This is a genomic window from Listeria immobilis (assembly GCF_014322845.1).
In the GTDB taxonomy this organism is placed as follows: Bacteria; Bacillota; Bacilli; order Lactobacillales; family Listeriaceae; genus Listeria; species Listeria immobilis.
Map to the genome: position 1 here is coordinate 105,435 of NZ_JAASUA010000002.1, position 13,871 is coordinate 119,305.

Consider the following 13,871-nt stretch of genomic DNA (forward strand, 5'->3'; position numbering starts at 1 on the left):
CTATAATCTTTATAGACGAAATACAAGACCTGAAAAGAGGCTGAACAATGGAAAAGAGCTCCATTTATGGATTAACATGGGCAAAATTAACGGAATGGCTAGAAGCACACGGCCAAAAGAAGTTCCGCGCAACACAAGTATGGGACTGGCTTTATAGAAAACGCGTTAAAACTTTTGAAGAAATGAGTAATGTTCCAAAAGAAACAATTGAGCTATTAATGGCCAATTTTGTTATGAACACTTTAGAAGAACAGGTCGTTCAAGAATCTAATGATGGTACGACCAAATATTTATTTAAATTAAGTGATGGCAATTTAATAGAAACAGTTATGATGAAACAAGAATATGGATTGTCTGTATGTGTGACGACTCAAGTTGGTTGTAATATCGGCTGTACTTTTTGTGCAAGTGGATTATTAAAGAAAAGTCGTGATTTAACAGCAGGCGAAATTGTAGAGCAAATTCTGAATGTGCAGCATTATTTGGATAGCCGCCATTTAGAGGAACGAGTTAGCCACGTTGTAGTCATGGGTATTGGTGAACCTTTTGATAATTACGATAATGTAATGGACTTTTTACGTGTAATTAACCACGATAAAGGTCTTGCAATTGGGGCAAGACACATCACTGTATCGACTAGTGGATTAGCACCAAGAATTATTGATTTTGCAAATGAAGATTTTCAAGTTAACTTGGCGATTTCTCTTCATGCTCCGAATAACGAACTGCGGACAAGTATTATGCGCATCAACAAAACCTATTCAATTGAAAAACTCATGGAAGCTATTCACTACTATGTTGAAAAAACAAACCGTCGAATAACTTTTGAATACATTATGTTAAAAGGTGTTAATGATCATAAAAAAGAAGCGCTTGAACTGGCAGCACTTCTTGGAGAGCACCGTCATTTAGCATACGTTAACTTAATTCCGTATAACCCTGTAGATGAGCATATTGATTATGAACGTAGCACAAAAGAAGACGTATTGGCTTTTTATGACACTTTAAAGAAAAATGGCATTAACTGCGTGATTCGTCGTGAGCATGGAACGGATATTGATGCAGCATGTGGTCAACTGCGCAGCAAACAAATTAAGCGTGTTGGTGTACGTGAAAGAATGAAACAAAAACAAGCGGCAGCCGAAGAATAATAATCAGACTATCCAGTTTCCATTTGGAGATTGGATAGTTTTTGTTTATACTAAAATTAGCGAATACTTACACAAAATAAAGCAAACTAATTCTAGAAGGAGCGATTAATCATGGAAGTAGAAATCGTCGAGAGAAATGCTTTTTCAGCTGTAGGAAAGAAACGTACTTTTTCCGTAAAAAATGAAGGACAAAAAGAAAAAATTACGCAGTTTTGGCAAGAAGTAAACGAGAATGGTGATGCAGAACGAATTGAAGAACTTGCCGAATTCGCGACTATTGATGGAATTCTTGGCGTTGGTTTAATGAGTGAGGAACAATTTGCGAAAGAAGAAATGGATTATTATATTGCAATTGAGACAGAACAAGAACCGCCAGAAGATATGGAGAAAATAACTATCCCTGCAAGTAAATGGGCTATATTTAAATCTATAGGACCTATGCCATCCGCTATTCAAGAAGTTTGGCAATATATATTTAGTGAATGGCTACCAGTGAGCAATTATAATCATGGACCTGGTCCGGAATTAGAAGTTTATTCGGAAGGTGACACATCCCAACCAGATTATTATGCAGAAGTTTGGATTCCCGTAATAGAGAAAAAATAATTAATCAAACAAAGAGTAAATTATCCGCTAATTTGCTCTTTATTTTTTTGTATAGTAGAGTAATAATTTCTATAATTGACATTGAGAATCATTATCAATATAATAGAATGAACAAGCTAAACAGACAGACAACACAATTATCTAAGGGGGAAGTAAGGATGATTATTGTAACGAATACGATTAAAGTAGAAAAAGGTGCAGCAGAACATGTTATCCGCCAATTTACTGGGGATAATGGTGATGGGCATCCAACAAAAGATATTGCAGAAGTAGAAGGTTTTCTAGGTTTTGAACTTTGGCATAGCCAGCCAGAAGATAAGGACTATGAAGAAGTAGTTGTTACTAGCAAGTGGGAAAGCGAAGAAGCACAGCGCAATTGGGTGAAAAGCGATTCCTTCAAAAAAGCACACGGAAGAACAAAAGATTCTAGAGCGCAAAGAGAAGATCGTAAAGGAATCGTTGGAAATGAAATTGCTCGTTTTAAAGTAATTCATGTGCAAAATCCAGTAATTACGGAACAATAAATGATTCCATTTAGCAAGCCTTGTATCCACTATATAGGCTTGTTTTTTTGTTATAACAAAAGTTGATTTACTAGCAAGCTGCAAACAACTCATGATATAATTCCCTAAATGATAACCTTTATCATTTAAGGGGGGATAGGAATGATAAAAAATACTATAATGGAGCGCCGTAGTATAAAAAAGGCAAATGATGCACCAATTTCAAGAGAAACAATCAATTCGCTATTAGAACAAGCAGCATTTGCACCTTTTCATAGTAAAATAGAGCCTTGGAATGTTTATATTCTTCATACACTTGAAGAAAAGGAACGTTATATTGAAAAAATAATCGCCTTTAATGAGCGTGAACAAGGTGTAACATTTTCAGCAGCAGAAGTAGCAGATTTAAAAGCCGGCTATGCCAAGAAAATTATTACGCCACCTTATTTATTAATCATCACTACTAAAATTATTGGTCATGGTAAAAAAGATTTTGAATCTATCGGAGCTACAAGTGCCTTTATTCAAAATATGCAACTACTAGGTTGGGAAGCTGGTATTGGGATGATTTGGCGTACAAATAAATTCATTTTTGATAATAAATTCGCAACTGATTTAGGTATTCCAGCCGAGCAAAAAATCATCGGAACACTACATCTAACAACTTTGGCAGAAATTCCAGAACCAAAGCCACGTCGACCTTTAAATGAATGGGTCACCGATTTAGCAGATTTGTCATATTGATGTTTCACAAGTTTAGCGTTACAATAGTACAAGTGTAAGAATGAAGGAGGCGAGCAAGATGGCAGTTCCAGCTAGACGTACATCCAAAGCAAAGAAAAACAAGCGTCGTACGCATAAAGGCCTAACAACACCAGGCTTGAGTCGTGATAGTGAAACAGGGGAATACCGGATGTCACATCGGATTTCACCAGATGGTACTTATAACGGTCGAACAATTATTGAAAAATAATATGCTGCTTTTATAGAGATATTTTATGATTTCAAAGGAGAAGACGAATTTTCGTTTTCTCTTTTTTGTTGTATTACATTTACTAATTACTAATTTTCACAATGAAGTAAGCGGGGAAAGCAGAAGAGGATGATTAATTGTGGAAAATAAAAGAATGTTAAAATCGAATATTTGGCAGTTTTAAACATAATGATAGTCCTTCTTCAGTGATTCATTTAATAACCAACTTAGTATCAAAAGTGAAGGTATAAAATTGCCTTCTCCTTTTGTTTCGCTGTTTTTAAAGAGAATATTAATTCACAATTACGCTATGTATTTAGTTTATTTTGAGGTTAATGTGTCTGAAATGTGTCTAAAACACCTTATGTTTGTGTCTAATGTTTGAATGAGATGTGAATTCTAAACATATATTTTAAATAGATGCCAAAATCCGATGTACAGCTCGTCGATTCGTCTGGTAATATTAGTTATTGCAAGAGCCTATACTGCATATAAACAATTTCAAATAGTAACGCAGACAAGTGAAATTGCAATATATATACATGATGAATTATCGGCTATAAACTACTTAGGAGGAGAATTTTTTTATGATTAGAACAACTAGAGTAAAACGGTCTTTGTTAGTAGTAATGACATTATTACTAATACTAACCCAGATGAATTTGGGCGCTTTCCATGCGTTTGCAGAAGAAAAAGACAATGATTCGGTTTCTTATGAAGTTCAATCTGAATTGTCAAGTGATAAAAAGAAAGCCAAACTTCAGCTAAAGGCAACTTCAAAACAGGAGCAAGTGAAAATCCTGTCAGTAGAAACACCTGATGGCGAAGTGATACAAGGTGAATCAGCAGAATATACAGCAGAAAAAAATGGCACGGTCCAATTTTTAATTAATTATCAAGATACTGCTTCAGAACAAGAACCAATAACAAAAACATATACTGCAACTTATGATGTAACTGGGATTGTCTCGGAAACAAAGGAAAACACAGCCGAGAATAATACTACAAGTCAGGAAAATAATACAACTCAAGAAAATACAACTACAAGTGAAGAAAAATCAAATCTAAAAGGGCTTCAAGCAACTAATGCATCCCTAACATTAGATATACCAAATTATGATCAAACTGCCTGGGCTAATGGAGACATCAAAACAGTTAATGTAACCGTAGATTTTAAAGATAGCATTTCTACAGGTAAAAAAGTGAATTTCACATTACCAGATGGAATGCGTTTTGTCTCTATACCAGTGCCTAATGATTATAAAGTAACAAGCGGAGTAGACAAAAGCGTATTAAGTTATTTAGGAGCAGGTGATCCATTAGGAAGTGCTACTACTTCATTAACAGTTCCAAGCCAAGAAACTACCTATGGAAAAGCTACTTATGGAACAGTAAGTTATGAGCTTGATCCAGGAACCGAAAAAGCTAGTTTTAGTTTTTCTGTTAGAGTAGACGCGGCAAAATACTACGGGACAACCGACTTACAAACGCCTATAAAAGCTGAAGCATTTATGGGAGACTCTAGTACACCAATCGCTTCTTCGGAACAATCAGTTCATGCGGAAGGGAACAGTGTAGTAGGGTACGCAAATCAAAATCATGTAAAAACAATGTTCCGTAATTGGTATTCAGTTCTAACAATGAGTGAGACTCTAGCAAGTACTGATACAACAGATTCTTACAATTATACAAAAACATATTCAGTCGTAAATGGTTTAAATGAGGTGGATGGTCGCGGCTCATCATTCTTTACACCAAAACATGTAACCACTACACTATATTATCCTGAAGGAATGGAATATGTAGGAGTAGTTGATAGTTATGGAACATTAAGAGGGAATACCGCAAACAAAACAATCACCCATGTTCCAAGTGAAAATAAAGTTGTCATCGATTATAAACAACTGAATTATTTCGGAGCAGCGGATACTATATATGCAATAAAATACAAAGTACCAAAAGGAACGCCAGCTGGAACTTATACAGCACCAAAAGTACCTCATAGTGTTATAACAACATATGATGATAAAGTATTTGAAACCGATGCACTTACAACACAGTCAAGCAATGTAACAACACTGGTTGAAAAAGATGTATGTAAAGTTGTTGATACTGCAGCAAATAAAATGACATTAACTACTAATAATCGAAATATCAACCCTGACAATGAGACATGGGCAGGTAACATTCGAATCGAAAATAAAACCACAGCGGGTGTGAAAACCAATCAAGTTTATCATGTTAAATTTGATGAAAACTGGGAAGCATATACATCTAACTTACCATTTGATGGAACTATTTCTGGTAATAAAATAACTAATCTTCAGTATAAGACCAATTTAAATCCAAACTATCAAACTTATAGTGGAACCCTACCAAAAACAAATGCCAACAGAATGGCAACATTGGATGCCAAAGCAGTTGGACTTCAAGATGGAGAATATTTTACCGAAATCCAAGCTAATGTAGGGGATTTTTCGCCGGGTTATATGAATACAAGCCCATCAGGAACGTTCTCACCTCCGTCTAGTATTTCATATGGGAAAGTAAAAACAGGCATAAATTCTGTTAAATTTAGTGCAGAAATCTGGGATGCGGATGATGAGGCGAATACGAAAGCATCTGGCGTATCCACCTATTCCGTTAATAATACTATCACTTCTTCAGCAAATGGGAGAGCAACTTTTTACAATGAAGATGGAGTGGCAGTGAAGACAGCAAGAGCAGGCGAGACACTAACAACGAAAGCATCTTTATTATTATTTGAGTATCCATATGGAACTCGCACAGTCCTTAATAACCCAAATGTTTATTTACGTGCGATTGATGGAACAAAAATTTTACCAGCAACGATTAAACTTACCGACCAAGATGGACAAGATGTTGACTTTACTGTTGAAGCAGAAACAGCTAATAATGGAGATAAAGTCTATGTTTTAAAGACAAATAATGTGTCGGTTGGGGGCTATATCGGGTATCCATCAAAGACCCAGTCCTTGAACCTAACATATGATACAACGATTGATGTAACATTAGATAGAAGCATTAATACAGATGCGCAAGAAATGATTGCTTGGGATGCAATCGCTGCATCACCAGTTAATTATTTCTCAGATACAGGATTAGATGTGAATAAAAATGGTAATACAAATGAGCGACTAATTTCTGTTAATAGTAGTACACTAAGTATTCCTAAACAAGATACAGTAACAGTAGAAACTTTCCTAAATGTAGATGGAGAGGGTGCCAAGTCTGCTTATATTGCAGGTGATGACACAACAGTTTCTTACTTTACACCAGGAACAAATGCAGATTATACTGTGCAAATAACAAATACTTCTTCAGGCAATGCGAGTACGTTTGAACTTTATATTCCTATTCCAAAAACGGGTCAAGACTTTGGGTCAAAATTCCAAAGTGAAGCCTTCAAATGGGATATGAAGCTGAACGGAGCACTACCTGTAACAGCAGAACAACAGTCGCAGTTTGAAATCAGTTATGCGACAACTGCCTCGGAAGCTAATTATCAATCAGAAGATATTTATGCTGCTTCTCTTACTAATTATGAAAACGTCAATATGGTTCGAATGAAAGTAAAAACACAAATTAATGCTGGCGAAACGCAAATTTTCAAAGTACCTCTAAAAGTAGATGAAACCTTTGATTCTGCAACAGCAGGTAATAAAATTAGCGAACGCGATGTTTATAATCCTTTTTATCGAGTAATCACAAATACCTTCTCAGGAACTTTACCTGGAACAACGGTAGGTGCTGAGCTCGTAATTGCTGAAGTATCCGGGCAATTGTTTAACGATAAAGATGCAAATGGTTTATATGAAGCGGCCAGTGGTGATGAACCATTAGCGAACGAAACCGTAGAACTTTATAAATGGAATGAAGCTAGTTCTAGTTATGAAGCATACGTGAATAATGGAGAAAATGTTACAACCAAAACCAATGCAAACGGGATATACAAATTTGATTATCATTCAGGTATAGCTTACGGGAAATATGCTGTGAAGTTCCCTAGTAAAGCAGGCTATCAATATACTTTGCAAAATGTTAGCAGTAATGATGCCGTTAACAGCAATGTAGCATTTGCAGGTGCTGATAAAGGATGGGTCAAAGATATTGATCCAACGCAACCAACATCACAATCAATTAGTGCAGGTTATTTAGAATATGAACCTAATCAAGACTTAAAAGTAAATTTAAATGAAAAATTAGTTCAATCTGGTAATAGTTTAAAAGTTACTTTACCAAAAGTAGCTTTAACAAGTGGAGTTGCTGCGGAAGATACAATCGAACCAGCCTTCTTCCAAAATATTCAAGCAGCTACAAATGGTTATAAATGGACATCAGCAGATACTAATATTGCTACTGTACAAACATTAAGTGATGGTTCTGCGGCTATTGTAGGCGTTTCGACAAATGGGAAAACAATCGCTACAACAGACTTAATGATAGAACTTCAAGATGTTTATGGCACAAAAACCACTTCTACAGCACCAGTTTTTGTTACAGAAACTAACGGAACTGTGACGCAAAAAGATGGCTTTACAATTGGTGCAACAAATTTTGCTATAGAATATAAAGCAGCGGCGGAATTAACAGAATCACAAGCACTAAGTCTAGCAAAAACAGCTGCCTTTGAAGAAGTGAAAAATGGCGTTAATTCTAGCGCTGAGGACCGTTCGAGTTTAATTCAAGTAAATGCTGCACAACTTGCCGCAATTCAAAAAGGTTCTAACCAAGGTGGCACATATCCGCTCACTTATACTGTAACCAAAGACGGTAAAACAGCAGAAGTAGTTATTCAAGTAACCGTTGCAAAAGATTTAACAGCTGTAAATGCACATGATTCCACAATTTATGTGGGAGATACTTGGACAGCAACTGACAATTTTGACAGCGCCCTTAATAAAGCAGGAGATGCAGTTAACTGGTCAGATATTCAAACAACAGGAACAGTAAATACAAATACAGCAGGAAATTATCCAATCACTTACACATATGCTGGTATTTCGAAAACTATTAACGTGACAGTGAAAGATAATTTAACCGCAGTTAACACGCATGATTCCACAATTTATACAGGAGATGTGTGGAATGCTAAAGACAATTTTGATAGCGCCCTGGATAAAGATGGGAATTTAGTAGAATTAAAAGACATTACTGTAACAGGAACTGTAGATACAACAAAAGCAGACAAGTATGAGATTACCTACACATATGCAGGTATTTCTTCTAAAGCAACTGTCATTGTAAAAGAAAATAAAAAAGGTGTTAGTGCCCATGACTCGACAATGTATGTTGGCGACAACTGGACAGCAAAAGATAATTTTGATAGTGCCTTTGATAAAGACGGTAATGCGGTTAATTTTGACGATGTACAAGTTACTGAAAAACCAACAGTGAACACGAATAAAGCAGGTAGTTATCAAATCACCTACAGTTATGATGGTGCATCCAAAACCATTACATTAACTGTAAAAGATATTCAAACAGCAGTAAATGCCCATGATTTAACTATTTATACTGGTGATAGCTGGAATGCAAAAGATAATTTTGATAGCGCACTAGATAAAGATGGTCAAACAGTTTCTTTCCAAAACATCCAAGTAACAGGAACCGTAGATGCAGCACAAGCAGGCGTTTATCCAGTTTCTTATAGTTACGATGGTGTTACTACAACGATTAACGTGACTGTAAAAACCGCTCAAACGGCTATTCAAGCGCATGACTCGTTAATTTATACAGGAGATACTTGGAATGCGAAAGATAATTTTGACAGTGCTGTAGATAAGAAAGGTCAAGCAGTAGATTTCCAAGATGTTACTGTAAGCGAAACGCCAAACGTCGATATGGAAACACCAGGCGTTTATCAAGTGACTTATAGTTATAACGGTGTTTCTACAACAATTAATGTAACAGTAGAACCAAGACAAACAAGCTTGACTGTTCATGACACAACGATTTATGCTGGAACTAAATGGAGCACAAAAGATAACTTTGATAGTGCAACAGATAAAAAAGGCGACAGTGTTTCTCTAAGTGACATAACAGTAAGTGGCTCTGTAGATTACGAAACACCTGGAACATATGAAATAAGTTACCTTTATGACGGTGTAAAAGCTGTAGCTCATGTGACTGTTTTAGAAAATCATGCAAAAATCATTGTGAAGGATAGCGATCTTTCATTTGACGCTAAGTGGGATGCGAAAGATAACTTTATTAGCGCAACTAACCGTGAAGGAGTAGAAATCAACTTCTCTCAAGTGAAAGTATCAGGAACAGTAAATACAAATAAAGCAGGCACATACAAAGTGACCTACACAATAGATCCAAATGAAGGAACTGTGGATGCTGGGAAAGAAGAAATTCAAGTAGTAGCTACCATTGTAGTAGCTGAAAAACCAGCATCACAAACTAACTCAGTTAAACCAAGTAAACCTTCTAAAGGAACTACTGCTTTAACAGTGACAAGCACGAAGCAACATGCAGCAACATATAAAGATGCAAAACCACTTCCAAAAACAGGTGACCAAAGTAATAATTGGACAATCTGGGCAGGTATCTGCTTACTTGGGATTGGACTAATAATGAGCGGCTTCTTATACAGAAGACGTAAACAACAATAATTGATAGGGATATGCCGCAATATTAGGCATATCCTTCTTTTATTTAATTGCTCTCTATGTAACAAAGTCGCTGTTTTATGATACTATAATAGAATGAATAGATAACGAAAATGAAAGGAGGATGATGTTGAGATGACAGAAGAATTTGTAAAAAAAGAAGATGCATTAAAACACTATCAAGCAAGTGAGTTTCGCACTCCAGACGGTTATACGAGCGATATGGTGCTAACAACTGTAAAAGAATTAAACGGGAAACCAACGCTACATGTCTTATTAATCAAGCGTGCAGCTACGAACGCAGAAAATCGTCCGAATATAGAAGGCGGCAAATGGGCAGTTCCAGGAGGATTTGTTGAAGAAAGTGAGTCAGCAGAACAAGCAGCTGAACGCGAACTTCAAGAAGAAACTAATTTAACAGGAATTCCCTTAACTGCTTTTGGGGTGTTTGATACACCTGGAAGAGATCCACGAGGTTGGATTATTTCGCGAGCTTTTTATGCGATTGTTCCAGTTGAAGCTCTAGAAAAGCGCGTGGCTGGTGACGATGCAGCGGATATTGGTCTTTTTCCAATGGAGGAAGCACTTAAATTACCGCTAGCTTTTGACCACTTAGATATGTTAGAAAAAGCTTTTAAGGCAATCACAGAAGAATTTTTATTAACTACCGCAATTCGTGATTTTTTGCCAGAAACATTTACAGCAGAATTGCTCTTTGAAACATTAAGTGGTTGCACGAAACCAGGTATTTTACCAGATGAAGTCGAATTTATGGAGAATATCGAATACCTTCCATTTTTAGAAAAAGTGGATACACATTATCAGTTTATTTCTGATGCAGAAGCAGGAAGTATCTATTATTAAATACAAAAGGAGCAAATGCCAAATTTGCTCCTTTTTTCTATAAGAAATGTTTCTCTCCATACTGAATTGCAAAATCTTTGAAAGCTTTTGAGGCGGGAGATATATAGTGGTTTTTTAGGCTTGCAAGATAAATAAAACGGTCGTGCTTTGGTTCATTGATAGATAAAACTTTGACATCGTAATGCGCGAGCGATGATATTTTGGGCATGATGGAAATGCCATAATCAACACTCACTAGCCCTACCATAGCCGTATCTTCTTCTACATAACAACCAATTTTGGGCTTAATATTTATTTCTTTAAAAAGAGAATCAATCAGCGGTCTAAGTCCACTAGTATCAGCAAAGAAAATATAAGAATAATCAGCCGTATCTTTTAAATCAATGGAGTCAAATTTGGCAAGGGGGTGGTTGTTAGGTACAACAATGACAAGTTCTTGTTTAGTTAATGGTATAAATTCAATATCAGGTTCATTTTCGACATAGGAGCAAATTGCTAAGTCGAATTTTTCATTTTTTAAATCAGGGATAATTGATTTAGTGGCCCCTTGGAAAAAGGAAAAAGAAATGTCTTTATGTGGGTCTGATTTTTTGAAATTCTGGACTAACTCAGGCACAGTATGGGCACCCATTGTATAAATAAAACCTAAATCAATATTTCCGTGAGAAGGGCTGGTTAATTCATGCAGTAGTTTTTCTCCTTTTTCAAGCTCAGCAAGAGACTTCTCTACATAAGTTAAATAAAAACGGCCATATTTTGTTAAACGGATATTGCGTCCTTGTTTTTCGAATAAATAAACACCAAGTTCACGTTCGAGTTCTGCGATAGAGTGACTTAAACTAGGCTGTGTAATAGATAATTCAGCAGCAGCGATCGTATAATGTTCTTTTTCAGCTAATTTTTTAAAGTAGTATAATTGACGCAAATTCATCGGTAAACCTCCTTGAAATACCTTGATAACTCTATTGTATTCGATTGCATAGAAAAAATCTATGGATAAATAGAAAAATATACATTAGATTAATAATTTATCCTGTTTTATAATTAAAAGGAAATAAGATTGTGCATTATTGAACGTGAATAATGTAACAAATCATTTGCTGAGATTATAGTCGCAGGAGGCTTATTATGACAGATTATCCGAGTATATTTGAACCACTTACTGTAAAACGAATGACGATTAAAAACCGTGTAATTATGCCACCTATGGGAACGAACCTTGCAGGATTAAATGGCGAATTTTTAGAAGAACATATGGCTTATTATGAGCAAAGAGCTAAAGGTGGAACTGGACTGATTACAATTGAGAATGCTTGTGTGGATTTCCCATATGGTACAAATGGGACAACACAGCTTAGAATTGATAACGATCAATATATTCCAGGTTTCTACAAACTAACTGAACGTCTTCATAAACATGGTACTTGTGTATCTATCCAAATCAATCATGCTGGTGCTTCGGCTTATCCAGCTCGTTTAAATGGCTTACAACCCGTGTCTGCTTCCAATATCCCATCGAAAAAGGGTGGAACAGTTCCTCGTCCGCTAACTGTAGAAGAAATTTACGATATTGTGGATAAATACGGGGATGCTGCTAGACGTGCACAACAAGCAGGTTTTGATGCAGTTGAAATTCACGGCGGACATTCTTACTTGCTGTGCCAATTTTTATCACCACTTTATAATAAACGAACAGATGAATTTGGTGGAACGCCGGAAAATCGCGCTCGAATTGTAAAACTAATCTTAGAAAAAGTTCGTGCCGAGGTGGGTCCGTTTTTCCCTATCATGCTTCGTTTTAGTGCGGATGAATTTGTCGATGGCGGGAATCATTTAGAAGATATATTGGAATTACTAGACTACTGCCAAGAAGAAGCGGATATTTTAAATGTATCGGCGGCAATTAATGATAATTTATACTTGCAAATTGACCAAATGAACCTAGAAGATGGTTGGAGAAGCTATCTTGCTAAAGCAGTCAAAGATAAATTCGGGAAACCAACGATTACTTCTGGGAACATTCGCAGTCCAAAAGCAGCGGAAAAAATCTTATCAGAAGGCTATGCTGATTTACTTGCGATGGGGCGCGGCTTGATTGCTGAACCTAATTGGGTAAATAAAGTAGCTGCCGGACAAGAAGAAATGCTACGAAAATGTATTTCTTGTAATATCGGTTGCGCGGATCACCGCATCGCAAAATCTAAACCAATTCGTTGTACTGTTAATCCGGACATTATCCATGAAGATAAATACAAAGAAACAAAAGTGACTCGTCCAACGAATGTCGTTGTTATTGGCGGGGGAACAGCAGGACTTGAAGCAGCTTGTACTGCAGCTGAAGTTGGTTGCAGCACAACACTGATTGAAGCAAATGAACAAACAGGCGGCTTAGCACGAGAAATCGCTAACCTTCCTGATAAAAGTAGAATTGCCGATTTTCCTAATTATTTAGCGAACCGAGCAGAAAAACTAACCAATTTAAAAATTATTACAGGCACTAAAGCTGATACTGCGCTTATTGATACATTTAATCCAGATGTGGTTGTTAACGCCACTGGATCCAAACCATTACTTCCACCAATTAAAGGTTTGTTAGACGTGATTGACAAAGAAGGCAGTAATGTTCATTCTATTTTTGGATTAATTTCTAATATAGAGGCATTTACTGATTTTAGTAACAAAAAAGTCGCAGTTATCGGCGGTGGTGCAGTTGGGCTGGATGTTGTTGAGTACTTCTCAGAACGTGGCTCAGATGTTACAATTGTAGAAATGATGCCGCTTCTAGGAAAAGATTTAGATATGATTACACGGCTATCAATGATGGACATTATCGAGAAAAATAATGTTGATGTTCAAACAGAAACAGCTTTAACTGAAGTAACAGTAGATCATTTTAAAGTGAAGCATGATGGCGTAGATGCAGAGATTCCATTTGATTATGGTTTTGTCTGTCTAGGAATGCGACCAGAGCGCCCACTAATGGAAGCACTAGAAGCATATGGAAAAGAAAAACAAATTGAAATCGTAAATATTGGCGATAGCACGGCAACTAGAAAAATTTTAGAAGGTGTCCGTGAAGGTAGAAATATTTTAACCACATTAGAAAAAATTGGTTCATTGTAATACGAAACGGCAA

General features: G+C 36.3%; 9 protein-coding genes. 8 read left to right on the plus strand and 1 reads right to left on the minus strand.

Annotated elements, in window-relative coordinates; translation table 11 throughout:
* The first annotated feature begins 47 nt into the window (after nt 1–47).
* The 7 genes from rlmN (at nt 48) to HCJ45_RS03500 (ending at nt 10,735) form a co-directional block, all read left to right on the plus strand.
* A complete protein-coding gene (rlmN, locus tag HCJ45_RS03470; RefSeq protein ID WP_187124033.1) occupies nt 48–1,151 on the plus strand; it encodes a dual-specificity RNA methyltransferase RlmN in 1,104 nt (367 codons plus the stop codon).
* A gap of 111 nt (nt 1,152–1,262) precedes the next feature.
* Nucleotides 1,263–1,757, plus strand: coding sequence for a GyrI-like domain-containing protein (locus tag HCJ45_RS03475; protein WP_187124034.1), 495 nt, complete (start codon nt 1,263–1,265; stop codon nt 1,755–1,757).
* 158 nt (nt 1,758–1,915) lie between these two features.
* On the plus strand, nt 1,916–2,281 hold the full coding sequence (gene isdG / locus HCJ45_RS03480; RefSeq protein WP_187124035.1) for a heme oxygenase IsdG: 366 nt from the start codon (nt 1,916–1,918) through the stop codon (nt 2,279–2,281).
* 141 nt (nt 2,282–2,422) lie between these two features.
* On the plus strand, nt 2,423–3,004 hold the full coding sequence (locus HCJ45_RS03485) for a nitroreductase family protein (protein WP_187124036.1): 582 nt from the start codon (nt 2,423–2,425) through the stop codon (nt 3,002–3,004).
* A gap of 58 nt (nt 3,005–3,062) precedes the next feature.
* Nucleotides 3,063–3,233, plus strand: coding sequence for a 50S ribosomal protein L32 (gene rpmF, locus HCJ45_RS03490; RefSeq protein WP_185345861.1), 171 nt, complete (start codon nt 3,063–3,065; stop codon nt 3,231–3,233).
* 587 nt (nt 3,234–3,820) lie between these two features.
* Complete coding sequence (lcp, locus tag HCJ45_RS03495) at nt 3,821–9,874, plus strand: putative cellulose-binding protein LCP (RefSeq protein WP_187124037.1); 6,054 nt, start codon at nt 3,821–3,823, stop codon at nt 9,872–9,874.
* A 132-nt stretch (nt 9,875–10,006) separates the two neighbouring features.
* Nucleotides 10,007–10,735, plus strand: a complete 729-nt coding sequence (locus HCJ45_RS03500; RefSeq protein WP_187124038.1) for an NUDIX domain-containing protein — start codon at nt 10,007–10,009, stop codon at nt 10,733–10,735.
* A gap of 37 nt (nt 10,736–10,772) precedes the next feature.
* Here HCJ45_RS03500 and HCJ45_RS03505 read toward each other — a convergent pair whose 3' ends face one another.
* Nucleotides 10,773–11,666 (minus strand): LysR family transcriptional regulator, encoded by an 894-nt coding sequence (locus HCJ45_RS03505; RefSeq protein WP_187124039.1) that lies wholly within the window; start codon nt 11,664–11,666, stop codon nt 10,773–10,775.
* A gap of 197 nt (nt 11,667–11,863) precedes the next feature.
* On the opposite strand from HCJ45_RS03505, the gene HCJ45_RS03510 reads away from it, so the two are divergent.
* Nucleotides 11,864–13,858 (plus strand): NAD(P)/FAD-dependent oxidoreductase, encoded by a 1,995-nt coding sequence (locus HCJ45_RS03510; RefSeq protein WP_187124040.1) that lies wholly within the window; start codon nt 11,864–11,866, stop codon nt 13,856–13,858.
* The last annotated feature ends 13 nt before the right edge of the window (nt 13,859–13,871 follow it).